Source organism: Shewanella halifaxensis HAW-EB4, from assembly GCF_000019185.1.
Taxonomy (GTDB): domain Bacteria; phylum Pseudomonadota; class Gammaproteobacteria; order Enterobacterales; family Shewanellaceae; genus Shewanella; species Shewanella halifaxensis.
On the sequence record NC_010334.1, the window covers coordinates 4,901,456 to 4,915,550 of the forward strand.

A 14,095-nucleotide genomic window follows, 5' to 3' on the forward strand; every position below is an offset into this window, starting at 1 on the left:
GGAGAGTTTAAATGGAAAATAAACATCAACTTGGATTTGTATTCAGACAAGAGAACTGTATCGGCTGCCAAGCTTGTACTGTTGCCTGCCAAATCCATAACGAACTGCCCGAAGATGTCCGTTTTCGTAAAGTCGATCGCTACGAAGTGCCACATGAAGACGGTACTAAAGATATTTGGCTAAGCCACTCATGTATGCATTGCGGTAACCCCGGCTGTTTAATGGTCTGCCCTTCTCAAGCATACTCGGTACGCGATGACGGCTTAGTCGTGCTTGATCGCGACAAATGCACTGGCTGTGGTCTTTGCGTCAATGCTTGTCCTTACGATGCAGTGGTGATGCTAAAAAGTGACGGTAAAGCCGCCAAATGTAATATGTGTATTGAGCTTATCGATCAAGGGCTAAAGCCTGCCTGCGTTGATGGTTGCCCAGTAGAGTGCCTAGATGTAGACCGCATCCATTCAGTGTTGCAACAAAAAAGCTCTGCCAGCAAACAGGGGATCGGTTATGGCAACTGCATCACTAAGCCGAACATGCTGATCATTAAGGAGCGAGCATGACCCAAGCAGACTTTGGCTCTGTCGCTAATGGTTATCAGGCCTTGAAGGGGATGCTATTTACCCCTTCAGCCCCTGAGTGCCTTGAGCGACTCATTGATTGGCTTGAAGCCAGTCAAATCAACAATGAGCTATTAGCTGAGGCCCGCAAAAGTCAGAACACACTCATTGACTTAGAGTGTGACTTTAATCGGATGTGCGTAGGGCCAACCCGTTTGCTGGTACCGCCATACGAATCGGTTTATTGCAGTGTTGGTTCGCAACTTAACACCAAAGAAACAGTTGCCGTTGCTGATTTTTACCAAAATATCGGTTTAGTGATTGATAAAAATCTCAATGAACCAGCGGACTATATTGGCAACGAACTGGAATTTCTCTTCTGCCTAGAGGCATTGAACCACCAGCAGAAGGAGCAAGTAAATCACAATGAGTCAACAGCCCTCGACGAGCTGGCCCAACTGTTTATTAGCCAGCACCTAGGGCGTTGGTATCAAGATTTTACTTATGGTATCGAACAGCATACCGAGATGACATTTTGGCGCCATTACGCCCAGACACTACGCGATTTTTTAGCGCAAAGGCATAACCCAACAATATCAGGGGATAATCCCCTATCGGAGAAGCGCCATTAAGTCGCTTAAGGTTATTACATGAAACGTTTAACAGCTTTAGTTCCTATGATGTTAACAGCCATTTTTAGTTTGCCGGCAATCGCTTCAGAAGAAGCGCCTACCGCACAACTATGGCAACCCGTTAAAGAGGTCGCTATTCAAGCCGACATACCAGAGCTATTAGGTATGCCAACACAGGCTGAGCTGCCAGTAATCGACACACTATTTAACCAAGGTCGAATCGAAACGCTAGCGCCTGCGAGCTACTGGGCAGATCTACTCAGCTATAGCTTCTTTGGTATGATCTTGCTATTAGGTATTTTTGTGGTATTCAACGGCAAATCTAAGTTAGCCAATGGCTTTTCAGGCCGTAAAGTGGCTCGCTGGAGTGGTATGGATGTGTTCATTCACTGGCTAGGCGCCATCTCCTGTCTATTCCTTATCATTACAGGTATCGTCATGGCCGCAGGGCGCTTCCTGTTAGAGCCTAATATGGCGACAAATAGCTGGATGGGAGTCATTAATACCTCAGTAGGTTTGCATGACATGATGGCGTTTCCCTTCCTCCTAGGCTGGGCGATAATGGTCGTGAAGTGGGCTGCCAAGCAGATGCCTGAAAGCTGCGATATCGGCTGGTTTAAAGTGATGGGGGGCTATCTGAATTTTGGTTCCTTTAAGAACCAACACCCGGATGCAGGCTTTGCCAACGCGGGAGAAAAACTCTGGTTCTGGACATTCGCACTCTTCGGCGGCGTGCTCGTGGTTTCTGGACTGATCCTGATGTTTCCAAGCTTGGTTGCAACTAAAGACGCCGCGAATTTAAGCCTTATACTTCACCTACTCTCTGCCGCAATCCTAGGTATGTTCACTGTCGTGCATATATTTATGGCAACGGTCATGTCTGAGGGTGGTATGGAGTGCATGGTCAGTGGCTATTGCGATGAAAACTGGGCTAAACAGCACCACAACTTATGGTTCAAAGAGCTGAAATAACCTCAGCAAGTTAGAGACTCCCTTGCTCACCACTCCATAAAGGAGTGATGAGCAATTCAACCAAACCTTAATCGCTCGTCATGCAACCCCGACTCTAATCAATAGAGATGGTGAATTGTTGCTGCCGAAATATAGAGAAGCTCCCGATGAAAACACTTAAAACACTAATCGCAGTAACGATTAGCTTATGCAGCTACAATGCCTATGCAGACGATAATGGCGATCTTGAAACTCGTATCGCCAAACTCGAAAACAATGCCTCACCATCACAATTTAAAAACAGCCAAGTCAGCCTTTATGGCTCTATTCGACCAACGTTAAGTTATCTAGACAATGGCCAAGAGAACAGCTGGGATGTACGTGACGCATTATCAAGAGTCGGTATCATGGCCAGTACAGAATTTGCCGATGGTTGGAGCGCCATCGCCCATGGTGAATGGAGCGTCGACATCGCTAACTCAGGCAATTTCGGTAAGGCCCGTCAGGCCTATGCCGCGATAGCTTCTCCTTACGGTCAAGTGGGTATAGGTAAACAGCGTCCGGCGCAATACACCTTAGTGGCCGAATATGTGGATATCTTTAACCATGGCAACAGCCCTTACGCTTATGACTATGACAATCCATTTTTTGTCGATAACTTCGTCACCTATAAACTAGTCACTGGTGGCTTTACTTGGATGGCGGGTGCACAGGTTGATGGCGATAGCGGGGAAAGCGGTACCGATATAGTTAACGTCGGTGTCGGTTATGACCTCCAGCGACTACACATAGGATTAGGCTATATCAGCCAAAACACGCTAGATAGCAATGATATCGAAGGTGATAATCAAACTCTTGGCGGTGTAGTTGCCTACACCTTTAGCAACGATCTATATCTAGCCGCGAGTTATCAAGAGAAGCAGTACAACTATGACGCTGGTAGCATGAATAAAGACCGCAGTGGCAGCACCTTAGACACGGCACTGGCCTACCCGTTCAGCGATGATTATACCGTTAAACTGGGTTACTTTATGTTTAAAGATGGAATTGATGACAATACATCAGCTGACTATAACGGCTTTAACACTACTTTAGAGTGGAACCCTGTCGCTAACGTGCGAGTGCATTTAGAATACCTAGATAAAAACTTTGACAACCGTGAAGACGATCGGGCCGTGACCATAGGTTTTAAATACGACTTCAATCTCACTTGGAGAGACTAAGTCTATTTTCGATCCCCTAGAGTAAAGCTAACAAAGCGAGACTAATCAAACCAAGCGGCTGACTTTTCGGCGGCTTGGTTTTTAACGTTATCATCGACATACATCGACACCATAGCCAGCGCTGCGGCTAAGGCGCCAAGATCGTCAGTATAGCCGAGTATAGGTGTTAGATCTGGAATGGCATCAATCGGTGCAATAAAGTAAGCCAGTGCGCCAAAAATTACCGTCTTAGCCCATTTAGGCGTATCAGGACGCTTAGCCGCATAATAGAGACACAAGGCGTTATCGATCACTTCACGACCCGCTTTTTTGGCAAATAGTTTTACCTTCTGCCAAAAGCTCTCGTCGCTATATTCGTTAGTGTCATTCGTTTCTTGAGTCATGATCCTGCCCAATAAAAAGGGAATACTTATACCAATCAGTATAAAGATATTCCCTTATTTTAGTTTATTTAGCTACAGCAAGCTTATCACTGCTGCTTTGGGCACTTGTTTGAGTGCCCCAAGCGTTCTTTTAGCTTTGATGCTCTATCTTTGGTGTTTAGGCGTGGTGCCCCAAGCATTTTTCTTTGGAGGGCGCTTACCTGTTGGCTTAGCGCCTGTTTTAGCACCTTGGCCAGATCTGTTTTGATCCGGCTTGCCTTGACCCGCTTTATTACCACCTGACTTTTTCTGGCCAGACTTATTCTGACTAGACTTATTCTGGCCAGATTTACGATCATCAAATTGATCGCCAGAGAAACGGGTAAAGGCCTTCTTACCTTTGCCATCATCTTTAGCGTTAGACGTCTTACTATTAGCTCTGTTTGCTTCTCGCTCTTGGCGCGTCTCCACTGGGACTAAGCAAGATGGGCCATTACCAATTAATTTCTCTTTGCCCATCTCAATTAACGCTTCACGGATCAGCGGCCAGCCTGCCGAGTCGTGATAACGCAGCAAGGCCTTATGTAGCTTACGCTGACGGCCTTTCTTCGGCACAGTGACCTGTTCACTATCGTGCTTAACGTTTTTAAGCGAGTTAAGCTCTGTGTGGTAAATGGTGGTCGCATTCGCCATCGGTGATGGGTAGAAGTTCTGCACCTGATCGAGCTTAAACTTCTCAGCCTTGAGCCATAACGCCAGATTCACCATATCTTCATTAGTGGTACCAGGATGCGCCGAGATAAAGTAAGGAATTAAATACTGTTTCTTACCCGCCTCTTGTGAGTACTTATCGAAAAGCGTTTTAAACTTGTCGTAAGTGCCCATTCCCGGCTTCATCATCTTGTTAAGCGGCCCTTCCTCTGTGTGCTCTGGAGCAATCTTAAGGTAACCACCAACATGGTGAGTCGCGAGTTCTTTAACGTAGCGTGGATCTTCGGTAGCCAAGTCATAACGCACACCAGAGGCGATCAAGACCTTCTTGATCCCCGGTACATCACGGGCGGCGCGGTACAAGTCGATGGTCGGCTGATGGTCGGTATCCATATGACCACAAATCGATGGATAGATACAAGATTGACGGCGGCAAGTGCTCTCGGCCTTTTCGCTAGTGCAGCCTAGGTGGTACATGTTTGCCGTTGGGCCACCCAGATCCGAGATAACCCCAGTAAAGCCCGGTACCTTCTGTTGAATATCTTTAATCTCTTTCACAATGGACTCTTGTGAACGACTCTGAATGATCCGCCCTTCATGCTCAGTGATCGAGCAGAATGAGCAGCCACCAAAACAACCGCGCATAATATTAATCGAGGCCTTAATCATGTCGTAGGCAGGGATCTTCTCCTTGCCATAGGACGGATGCGGCACACGCTGATATGCCAGATCGAACACGCCATCCATCTCATCGGTATTGAGCGGCCAAGCCGGTGGATTGACCCAAACTGCACGTTCGGCGTGCTTTTGAAATAATGCGCGCGCGCAGCCCGGATTCTGCTCTTGATGCAAAATTCGTGAGGCATGGGCATACAGGTATTTGTCCTCTAAAACCTTTTCATAGCTTGGTAGCATGACATAGGTCTTCTCCCAAGGCTTAGGTCTTGGAGGCTGGACGCTGATAGCCTTAGGCGCATCATTGTCGAAGATTTTCTCATCCGTCGGCCCTGATAGGTTTTTACAACCCACATCATCGGCGCCGTACGGATTAGGAATTGGATCGATCTTATGTAGCTGATCTAGCTTGCGCGAATCCACCCCCTTCCATTCGGGTAGCGGCTCGTTACGAATAACCGCTGTACCACGAATATCGTGAAGCTGTGACATAGGCTCGCCAGCCGCCAAACGATGAGAAAGCTCCACTAAAGGACGTTCGGCGTTGCCGTAGATCAAGATATCGGCTTTAGCGTCTAAAACAACACTGCGACGCACTTTATCGGACCAGTAATCGTAGTGAGCAATGCGGCGCAGACTCGCCTCGATACCACCTATCACTACAGGTACTTGCTTAAAGGCTTCTTTACAGCGTTGAGTGTAGACAGTCACGGCGCGATCGGGACGCTTACCACCAATATTACCCGCGGTGTAGGCATCATCATGACGCATACGGCGCTCGGCGGTATAGCGGTTAATCATCGAGTCCATGTTACCCGCAGTCACGCCAAAGTAGAGGTTAGGCTTGCCTAACTTCATAAAGTCTTCTTTGTTAGACCAATCAGGCTGGGAAATAATCCCCACTCTAAAACCTTGGGCTTCGAGCATGCGGCCAATGACTGCCATACCAAAACTTGGATGATCCACGTAGGCATCGCCCGTTACGATAATAATGTCACAACTATCCCAACCTAACTTAGCCATCTCTTTACGAGACATAGGTAAGAAAGGCGCTGGGCGAGTGAGCTCAGGGCGATACTTTGGAAAGGTAAATAACGTGGATTCTACTTGCATGGATTAGGCAGCCTAACTGAAATACAAAAATTACGCAGATTTCGCGCCCCAAGTTACTCTGACAATGGGGACGCGGAGTATAACAGGCTCCGCCTACAAGGTGTGACTAAAAAAGCATCAGATTGGTGCTTTTTTTAGTATAGCCTGCTATTCCACAATTTGGCTGCGGGTATCAGTGGGCTGGGATTTCAAGCATTTATAGCACCCAAGTTACCAACGCTCACTCTCTGCATGCATTAACCAACTAAAGGGTCATTGCAAAGTAAAATAGATTGACTGCCGCCAAGCCCAGTATGACCCCCCCACGTTAGCAATACCCCCCAGAAACGGCCGAAATGATAACCGCCCTGTCCTTGAGTTAACCCAATCGCATGTAATAAGCGCGCAACAATCCATACCGTACCAAACAGATACAAAAGCTCAGCTTTCGCACCATTCATTTCTGCCGTCACAAACAATAGTAAAGCAATGGGGGCATTCTCTAATAAATTAGCGTGCACTCTTTGCGCCAACTCCAACGATTCATTCCCCGCACTTCCGATGCCTATTTTATGGGTTCGCCTGAGCTTAATCACTCGAAAAGCGAGCACAACAGTAAGCAGTGCAGTAAGACTGATATACAGCCCAGATATTGCAAGCGGCATTGGATCTCCTATTGATTTTGGATCTTCTGTTTTGTCATTAACACCACGAAATTACAATTACAGAACATTATGTAAATAAATGGCAACTTTTTTAGCTCAAATAGGTTAAGATGCGCTCGTCAAAACAGAGCAAGCAAACATCTGCGCCGAACAACTGATAAAAATAATAAGCAGTTGTTCCATCTAGTAAATCATCCTGAAGTCACCTATAGCGAATAACATAGTGGATAATCAAGAGTTTTTAGAAAAACGCCGTTTCATCATCCGGCTCGGCAAGGCGCTGCATAAATTTGGCACTCCAGCCTACCGCCTAGAAGCCCATCTTCAGGGCGTTTCCCACGTGCTTGGCATTGAAGGTTACTTCTTGATCTCGCCAACGGCGATGACCTTCGTGCTGCAACATGATGAAGACCAAGAGTACAATCACGTCGCCCGCGTAAAACCCGGCGAACTAGACTTGGGCTCATTAGCCAGAACCGATGAACTGGTCGAAGAGCTGATGTCGGGTCAGCGCACCTTAAGTGAAGCACTTGAGCGTCTTGAAGAGATCTCCAATAAACCCAACCCCTACGGCACCAAACTGACGCTACTGGCCTTTGGGATCTCGGCGGGCGCCTTCGCCATGTTGATGGGCACCAGCTGGAACGATGTATTTTGGTCAGGCATGTTAGGCCTAATGGTTTACGGATTGGTTTTTAGTGCCGAGCGCTCAAAATCGATGGCTGAGATGTTAGAGCCGCTTGCCGCAATTCTGTGCGCGATTGCCGCCTTTGCTATCGCCCGCATCGATCCCTCGGTGAACGTTCCGGTAGTGATCCTGTCCGGCATTATTATCTTTATTCCTGGCCTTGCCCTCACCTTGGGACTCGCCGAGCTCGCCGCCCGCGACCTTATCTCTGGCACCGCAAGGGTCATGGATGCCTTCATGCTGCTATTCAAGCTCTATTTTGGGGTGATTTTAGGCATGGCCATTGGTAAGGCACTATTTGATGAAACGACCTATATTCCGCCTGCGGTACTGCCCCAGTGGGCAGTATTTATCTCAGTGCCTATCTTGTCTATGGCGCTAGTGATTATCTTCAAGGCTCGGATGAAAGACTCACCATGGGGAATATTAGCGGGAACCGTCGCCTTCTTCTCAGCCATGCTTGGCGGACTCTATTTTGGTGAATCTATCGGCATTTTCTTTGGCGCATTGGCGGTAGGGATATACTCAAACCTCTTTGCTCGCTGGATGAAAGCCCCCGCCTCTATCGCGTTGCTGCAAGGTATCGTCATCTTGGTTCCGGGCAGTAAAACCTATATTGGACTCAATACCCTTATTTTAGGCGAAACCATTTTTAATCAATCACACCTTGGTATACAGATTTTCTTAATCTTTATGTCAATTGTTGCAGGCTTAATTTTTGCCAACGTTGCCGTTCCGCCAAGGCGCACCTTGTAAAAGCTAACTGCAGTCGACACCTAAAGAGCGCTTATTAGCGCTCTTTTCCATTGTCTTAAATCATCTTTTACTTAAGTAAAATCCCCCCCCTATTACTTGACTAATCTACACTTAGCATCTGTTATTAGTTGTACCAGTTTTCGATTTTAGCCAAGGAGGACTTCAATCTATGGGGCGGGTGTTCAGCCTAGCATTAGCGATCATTTTTAGCATCCAAGTGGGTGCCGCTTCGGCTGAAAACAAAAGCAAAACATCAGATAACAAGCGCCCAGAAGATTATGAGCAGAAAAAGCAAACCAAGAATATTGTGATCAAGAGTAACGACATTTTTGATCTCTCCGACCCTGAAACCTTTTTCATCCATCGCTGGGCCAACTATTTACATATCAATACGCGAGACTTAGTGATCCGCGATAAACTGAGCTTTTCAGAAGGTAATAAAGTCAGCCAGAAAGATCTAGAAGAGGCGCAGCGAATTTTACGTTCTCAGGCCTATATCCGCGACGCTAGAGTCACATTTTCTCAACCTGCAGCCGATGCCGATCTCGCAGATGAAGGTGAAAATATTCTGGTTGAAACCTGGGATAACTGGTCACTACTGCCCACCTTTAGCGCCAGCCATAGCGGCGGAGAAAGTAAGTTTTCTATCGGACTCAAAGAGGATAACTTGCTCGGCTACGGTATCCGCACTCGCATTAAGTACCAATCAGATACTGACCGAACGGGTTATAAATTTGCAGTAGAGGCACCTGTAAACTTCATCAAACACGCCACCATCGCCGCTAGCTTTTATGACAACAGCGATGGTCAGGCTAAGTATCTCTATTTTAATAAACCTTTCTACAGCTTAGACGGCAGCCATATGTATTCCGCCGAATACTTAGATGATTTGCGTGTCGATACTCTCAAACAAAACGGCCAAGATATTAACGAGTTTGAGCATGCAGAGGCCTATAATAATGCACGTTTTGGCTGGCTGATTGAGCGTGATAGTCAGTCGCTTTCTCGAATAATCACCGGGATAACCCAAGACCGTCACGAGTTTGCTCATGTAGATAACTACCCTAGTTCACAGCTCCCACAAGATAGAGACTTTCTTTACCCTTGGGTTGCCTATCAATATCTGCAGGATGACTTTAAGGTGCTAAACAATGTGCACCTGATTAATTACAACGAAGACTTTAACTTAGGTTGGCAGCACTACTTTAAGCTAGGTATCGAAACTCGGGATCTCAATAACAGCTCGCCCGTGGGTTATCACTTAGGCTGGAAATCTAGCCGTGGCTATCAGGGGGATGAACAACTGATTCTATTAGAGATGGATGCTAAAGGTGTGTTTGCCACCAGCCAGAAGGATTTCTATCAAGTTAATCTTGTTGCAGAGTATTTCTACCATATCACACCCAAATGGACTGCCTACTCAAAACTCAGACTCAGCACCTCTCAAAATAACTACTTGGACGAGCCATTCGCCCTAGGTGATGAGACGGGTATTCGCGGCTATCCAAATGACTACCAGTATGGCGATCATCAATGGGCCTTTACCGCCGAACTCCGTAACTACCCTAACATCAATCTGTATCAGTTAGCCGAACTCGGCTGGGCACTCTTTACCGATGTGGGTCACGCCTTTGGTGGGTCCGATGAAAATAATGCCGTGTCTTCGCCTATCGGCAGTGTCGGTATTGGCGCTAGAATTTATTCATCGAAATCGAGCTATGGCAATGTCGCTCATATCGATTTAAGTGTGCCTTATACCAGTGGGGTGGAGGTCAACAGTTGGGAGTGGCGTTTTCAGGTAAAGAGTCACTTCTAACCCGATTAAACTCTTACACAGCTAAGCGGCATTTATCTATCACTGACATTAAACGGTGAAAAATAGAAAAAACAGAGCCCCGAACAAATTCGAGGCAATCTCTCTAGCACCGCAAGCCCTTAAAGTTATTTGTCATCATCATAAGCTTCGATTTTGGCCTTAATTTCATTTTTCTGCTGTTTATCTTTTAGCTTATAGATCCGCTTGATTTGTGCCTTCATCATAGGATCATCAAGTGTCGAGACCGAATCGAATCCTGCCTCTACTTTGCCTAGAGTAGATGTCACCAATAAACCTTGGGCAAAGTTAAGACCATTTAAGCCGCCACTTAAGATCAGCAGATAACTCTGTCTAGGTCGAGAGTCCACGATAATCGAATACCTATCCACACTCTCCCAGCCATCCATACGAAAGTTATCTATCGAATTGACCTGCTCTAAATCAGGAAAGGTATACATTGCCGCGTGCTCTTTGCTCGCTTCACTCGAAGCACAACCCGCTAAAACCACAATAAACAATAAAGGTATTAATTTGAGTAAACGCATAAATTCATCTCCTTAAAATTCAATTCTACTGTAGCACTTATTAACGAATGCGCAAAAAACAACCAAGCGATTTTAGAGTAAAACCATTAGCCCAATGATGCGAATAAAATTCGCTCTTATCGACCTAATGAGCGTGTCCTTGGGAGAAGTTAATCATCATCACACCAGCGGCCACCAACGCCATGCCAACCCAAGCAGTCATATCTAGATGCTGACGGTAAAACAGCGCCGATAACAAGGTTACAGTCACGATAGCCAAGCCTGCCCATAAAGCATGCACCACACCAACCGGCATTCCTTTCATTGCCTGACCTAGGAAAACAAATGCAGTCAAGTGACCCAGTAAAACCAGCGCCGCGGGTAGCGGCTTACTGAAACCATCGGTTGCCTTCAGCGCCACATGAGACAAAGCTTCTGCCACCACACCCAGTAAAAGAAAAATCCAACTCATGCTAACGCCCTACTTATGTTTGTCAGGCTGATGCCTATTGTTATTTAATGCGCTTATTATATTCCTTTGAAATTGAATGATAATTAGCACAAATTACAAATATCTTTTACCCCGTGGTAATAGTCTTTTAAGGGATAACAAAAAGCCGCCCTACATGGCGGCTATTTGGCAAACTGAGAGTCATCAAACGAAGTAATCTAACGAATGACTTCACTCATTTAAAAAACGGCTGATCACTTTATTTAGCCAAGTGCTCTGCATGAAAGCGCAGGTGGCTTTCAATAAAGCTAGAGATGAAGTAATAGCTATGATCGAAGCCTTCTTGCATATTGAGCGTCAGTGGATAGCCACTTAACTTGGCAGCAGCTTCTAACACCTCTGGCTTTAATTGCTCAACAAGGAAGTCATCAGCCTCTCCCTGATCTACTAGCGCTGGCACAAACTCAGTCGCTTGACGCATCAACAGGCTAGCATCGTAGTCAGTCCATGTAGTGGTATCACGGCCTAAATAAGCGGTGAATGCCTTTTTACCCCAAGGGCAGTTGACTGGATTAGTAATCGGACTAAATGCCGACACTGACTGATACACCTGTGGGTTACGCATCGCAATAACGAGTGCGCCATGCCCGCCCATAGAGTGACCCGCAATTGAGCGCTTATCGCTGACGGGGAACATCGACTCTATCAGCCGCGGCAATTCATTTACCACATAGTCATACATTCTATAATGACGATTCCAAGGTGCTTGAGTGGCGTTAACATAGAAACCTGCACCCTTACCGAGATCGTAGCCAGTATCATCGGCAACATCGTCGCCTCGAGGGCTGGTATCAGGCGCAACAATCGCGATGCCAAGTTCTGCAGCCATGCGCTGAGCGCCAGCTTTTTGCATAAAGTTTTCGTCGGTACAGGTTAAGCCAGATAGCCAATAAAGCACCGGCACCTTTTCACCATTTGACGCTTGAGGCGGTAAGTAAATGGCAAATCGCATGGCGCAATTAAGTGTCTTCGAATGATGGCTATATTGTTTATGCCAGCCACCAAAGCTCTTATTTACACTGATATTTTCAACGGTCATTTAATACCGACTCCTATAAATTTTTTACTTAATTTTGAAAGGTTAATCTTTAAAGCCCAATCTTTAAAAGCTAAACCAATAGATGTTCAATCTTTAAAAATCTGGCCTTTAAAAACAACAAGCGCTCGAGAGCGCTTGTTATCTTGACTAACTATTTACTTGTCGAAGTGAATAACAGTACGAATACTCTTACCTTCGTGCATTAGGTCGAATGCTTCGTTTACTTGCTCAAGGCTCATAGTGTGAGTAATAAAGTCACTCAACTTGAACTCGCCTGCAAGGTAACGCTCAACATAATCTGGAAGCTCAGAGCGACCTTTAACACCACCAAACGCACTACCTTTCCACACACGACCAGTCACTAATTGGAATGGACGAGTTGAGATCTCTTGGCCTGCACCCGCAACACCAATAACGACTGACTCACCCCAACCTTTATGACAGCACTCAAGTGCGCTACGCATCACGTGTACGTTACCGATACACTCGAATGAGTAATCAACACCGCCATCTGTTAGCTCAACAATCACATCTTGGATTGGCTTGTCGTAATCTTTAGGGTTAATGCAATCAGTTGCACCCAACTTACGAGCAAGGTCAAACTTACTTTCATTGATGTCAATAGCAATGATGCGTGAGGCTTTAGCCATTGCCGCGCCAATAACAGCCGATAGACCGATACCGCCCATACCGAAGATAGCAACAGTTGCGCCCTCTTCAACTTTAGCCGTGTTCATTACCGCACCCATACCCGTTGTGACACCACAACCGAGTAAACAGACTTCTTCTAGTGGCGCTTCTGGGTTAACTTTAGCGAGCGAAATCTCAGGCAATACCGTGTACTCAGAGAAAGTAGAAGTGCCCATGTAGTGGTAAATTATCTGACCATCTTTAGAGAAACGACTCGTACCATCAGGCATTAAACCTTTACCTTGAGTTTCACGGATCTTCTGACAAAGGTTAGTCTTGCCAGACTTACAGAATTTACATTCGCCACACTCAGGAGTGTAAAGTGGGATCACGTGGTCACCGACTTGAACGCTAGTTACGCCTTCACCAATAGACTCAACGATACCGCCACCTTCATGGCCAAGAATACAAGGGAAGATCCCTTCTGGATCGTCACCTGAAAGAGTGAATGCATCGGTGTGGCATACACCAGTGGCGATCATCTTAACGCGCACTTCACCTTTTTGAGGTGGCATAACATCTACGATTTCCATAGATAGTGGCTCGCCAACGGCCCAAGCAACTGCGGCTTTTGATTTAATTGTTTGTGCTGTCATCTTGTATTCCTACTTTTAATAATCTTTAAATTGCGGTGCTTCACCGCCGTGGGTATGGCAAAGATTATAACTACCTCTTCAATATTGATAATCCCATCAATAGGTAATTTACCTTTACCATATGGTAATAATCACTTAGTGAGCCACTTCATTATTTATAGCTGAAGTGTCTTTGGCCTGATCTCTGCTCAAGCCAAGCCGTTAACTGTTTTGATATTCACTTTCTTGGCAGCCTGATTAACGTAGCTGGCTATCCTTACTGCCTCGGCGATTAAACAGATGCTGCTTTGCCTGAGTGCTATCGAGTTCATTTTGACAATGAATACAGAGTCGAACACCGGGTACGGCAATACGCCTAGCCTCGGGGATCTCCTCACCACACTCTTCACAATGTAACAAGCTAACCCCGCCAACAAGCCTACTTCTCGCGGTTGCGACTGCATCTTCAACACTGCTGTCGATTTGATCTTGCACCGCACCGTCTCTTGACCATCCACCTGCCATGTTAGTACCTCTCTATGACAATTAGCAGTTGCCGAGCATGAATCGATTTAACAGCCCTTCATCTATAGTTGAAGATTAGAGTTCCTCTCTAACTGACAACTAG

At 46.2% G+C, this 14,095-nt stretch carries 13 protein-coding genes and 1 pseudogene; 6 read left to right on the forward strand and 8 right to left on the reverse strand.

The window, feature by feature from the left end; all coding sequences use genetic code 11:
• Nucleotides 1-11 precede the first annotated feature (11 nt).
• From SHAL_RS20765 to SHAL_RS20780, 4 genes are all read left to right on the forward strand, one after another.
• Nucleotides 12-560 (forward strand): 4Fe-4S dicluster domain-containing protein, encoded by a 549-nt coding sequence (locus SHAL_RS20765; RefSeq protein ID WP_012279078.1) that lies wholly within the window; start codon nucleotides 12-14, stop codon nucleotides 558-560.
• Complete coding sequence (locus tag SHAL_RS20770) at nucleotides 557-1,189, forward strand: TorD/DmsD family molecular chaperone (protein ID WP_012279079.1); 633 nt, start codon at nucleotides 557-559, stop codon at nucleotides 1,187-1,189. The genes SHAL_RS20765 and SHAL_RS20770 overlap by 4 nt, the downstream gene beginning before the upstream one ends.
• 18 nt (nucleotides 1,190-1,207) lie before the next feature.
• Complete coding sequence (locus tag SHAL_RS20775; protein ID WP_012279080.1) at nucleotides 1,208-2,161, forward strand: formate dehydrogenase subunit gamma; 954 nt, start codon at nucleotides 1,208-1,210, stop codon at nucleotides 2,159-2,161.
• A 146-nt stretch (nucleotides 2,162-2,307) separates the two neighbouring features.
• Nucleotides 2,308-3,363: a porin gene (locus tag SHAL_RS20780; protein WP_041416152.1), complete on the forward strand. Its 1,056-nt coding sequence runs from the start codon at nucleotides 2,308-2,310 to the stop codon at nucleotides 3,361-3,363.
• Nucleotides 3,364-3,404: 41 nt separating this feature from the next.
• Here the strand turns inward: SHAL_RS20780 and SHAL_RS20785 are convergent, their stop codons facing one another.
• From SHAL_RS20785 to SHAL_RS20795, 3 genes and pseudogenes are all read right to left on the reverse strand, one after another.
• Nucleotides 3,405-3,746, reverse strand: a complete 342-nt coding sequence (locus SHAL_RS20785; protein ID WP_012279082.1) for a YkvA family protein — start codon at nucleotides 3,744-3,746, stop codon at nucleotides 3,405-3,407.
• Between the two features lie 144 nt (nucleotides 3,747-3,890).
• Nucleotides 3,891-6,224 carry a YgiQ family radical SAM protein gene (locus SHAL_RS20790; protein WP_012279083.1) on the reverse strand — a complete coding sequence of 778 codons (2,334 nt, stop codon included), beginning with the start codon at nucleotides 6,222-6,224 and terminating at the stop codon, nucleotides 3,891-3,893.
• Nucleotides 6,225-6,468: 244 nt separating this feature from the next.
• Nucleotides 6,469-6,868, reverse strand: a pseudogene (locus SHAL_RS20795) (MAPEG family protein).
• 223 nt (nucleotides 6,869-7,091) lie between these two features.
• On the opposite strand from SHAL_RS20795, the gene SHAL_RS20800 reads away from it, so the two are divergent.
• Together SHAL_RS20800 and SHAL_RS20805 are read left to right on the forward strand one after the other, a co-directional pair.
• Nucleotides 7,092-8,312 carry a threonine/serine exporter family protein gene (locus tag SHAL_RS20800; RefSeq protein WP_012279085.1) on the forward strand — a complete coding sequence of 407 codons (1,221 nt, stop codon included), beginning with the start codon at nucleotides 7,092-7,094 and terminating at the stop codon, nucleotides 8,310-8,312.
• Between the two features lie 169 nt (nucleotides 8,313-8,481).
• Nucleotides 8,482-10,128, forward strand: a complete 1,647-nt coding sequence (locus tag SHAL_RS20805) for a ShlB/FhaC/HecB family hemolysin secretion/activation protein (protein WP_012279086.1) — start codon at nucleotides 8,482-8,484, stop codon at nucleotides 10,126-10,128.
• A gap of 125 nt (nucleotides 10,129-10,253) precedes the next feature.
• Here SHAL_RS20805 and SHAL_RS20810 read toward each other — a convergent pair whose 3' ends face one another.
• The 5 genes from SHAL_RS20810 to SHAL_RS20830 form a co-directional block, all read right to left on the reverse strand.
• Entirely contained in the window at nucleotides 10,254-10,673 is a 420-nt protein-coding gene (locus tag SHAL_RS20810) for a DUF6491 family protein (RefSeq protein WP_012279087.1), read from the reverse strand.
• A 124-nt stretch (nucleotides 10,674-10,797) separates the two neighbouring features.
• The gene (locus SHAL_RS20815) at nucleotides 10,798-11,124 is read right to left on the reverse strand and encodes a DMT family transporter (protein ID WP_012279088.1); all 327 of its coding nucleotides are present in this window, start codon (nucleotides 11,122-11,124) and stop codon (nucleotides 10,798-10,800) included.
• 238 nt (nucleotides 11,125-11,362) lie between these two features.
• Nucleotides 11,363-12,202 (reverse strand): S-formylglutathione hydrolase, encoded by an 840-nt coding sequence (gene fghA / locus SHAL_RS20820; RefSeq protein WP_012279089.1) that lies wholly within the window; start codon nucleotides 12,200-12,202, stop codon nucleotides 11,363-11,365.
• Between the two features lie 155 nt (nucleotides 12,203-12,357).
• On the reverse strand, nucleotides 12,358-13,488 hold the full coding sequence (locus SHAL_RS20825; RefSeq protein WP_012279090.1) for an S-(hydroxymethyl)glutathione dehydrogenase/class III alcohol dehydrogenase: 1,131 nt from the start codon (nucleotides 13,486-13,488) through the stop codon (nucleotides 12,358-12,360).
• Between the two features lie 237 nt (nucleotides 13,489-13,725).
• Nucleotides 13,726-13,992 (reverse strand): DksA/TraR family C4-type zinc finger protein, encoded by a 267-nt coding sequence (locus SHAL_RS20830; protein ID WP_012279091.1) that lies wholly within the window; start codon nucleotides 13,990-13,992, stop codon nucleotides 13,726-13,728.
• Nucleotides 13,993-14,095: the final 103 nt, after the last annotated feature.

Bases quoted from the DNA above. Each gene is read 5' to 3' on its own strand.
- SHAL_RS20765 (WP_012279078.1), top strand. From the start codon at position 12: ATGGAAAATAAACATCAACTTGGATTTGTATTCAGACAAGAGAACTGT.
- SHAL_RS20770 (WP_012279079.1), top strand. From the start codon at position 557: ATGACCCAAGCAGACTTTGGCTCTGTCGCTAATGGTTATCAGGCCTTG.
- SHAL_RS20775 (WP_012279080.1), top strand. From the start codon at position 1,208: ATGAAACGTTTAACAGCTTTAGTTCCTATGATGTTAACAGCCATTTTT.
- SHAL_RS20780 (WP_041416152.1), top strand. From the start codon at position 2,308: ATGAAAACACTTAAAACACTAATCGCAGTAACGATTAGCTTATGCAGC.
- SHAL_RS20785 (WP_012279082.1), bottom strand. From the start codon at position 3,746: ATGACTCAAGAAACGAATGACACTAACGAATATAGCGACGAGAGCTTT.
- SHAL_RS20790 (WP_012279083.1), bottom strand. From the start codon at position 6,224: ATGCAAGTAGAATCCACGTTATTTACCTTTCCAAAGTATCGCCCTGAG.
- SHAL_RS20805 (WP_012279086.1), top strand. From the start codon at position 8,482: ATGGGGCGGGTGTTCAGCCTAGCATTAGCGATCATTTTTAGCATCCAA.
- SHAL_RS20810 (WP_012279087.1), bottom strand. From the start codon at position 10,673: ATGCGTTTACTCAAATTAATACCTTTATTGTTTATTGTGGTTTTAGCG.
- SHAL_RS20815 (WP_012279088.1), bottom strand. From the start codon at position 11,124: ATGAGTTGGATTTTTCTTTTACTGGGTGTGGTGGCAGAAGCTTTGTCT.
- fghA (WP_012279089.1), bottom strand. From the start codon at position 12,202: ATGACCGTTGAAAATATCAGTGTAAATAAGAGCTTTGGTGGCTGGCAT.
- SHAL_RS20825 (WP_012279090.1), bottom strand. From the start codon at position 13,488: ATGACAGCACAAACAATTAAATCAAAAGCCGCAGTTGCTTGGGCCGTT.
- SHAL_RS20830 (WP_012279091.1), bottom strand. From the start codon at position 13,992: ATGGCAGGTGGATGGTCAAGAGACGGTGCGGTGCAAGATCAAATCGAC.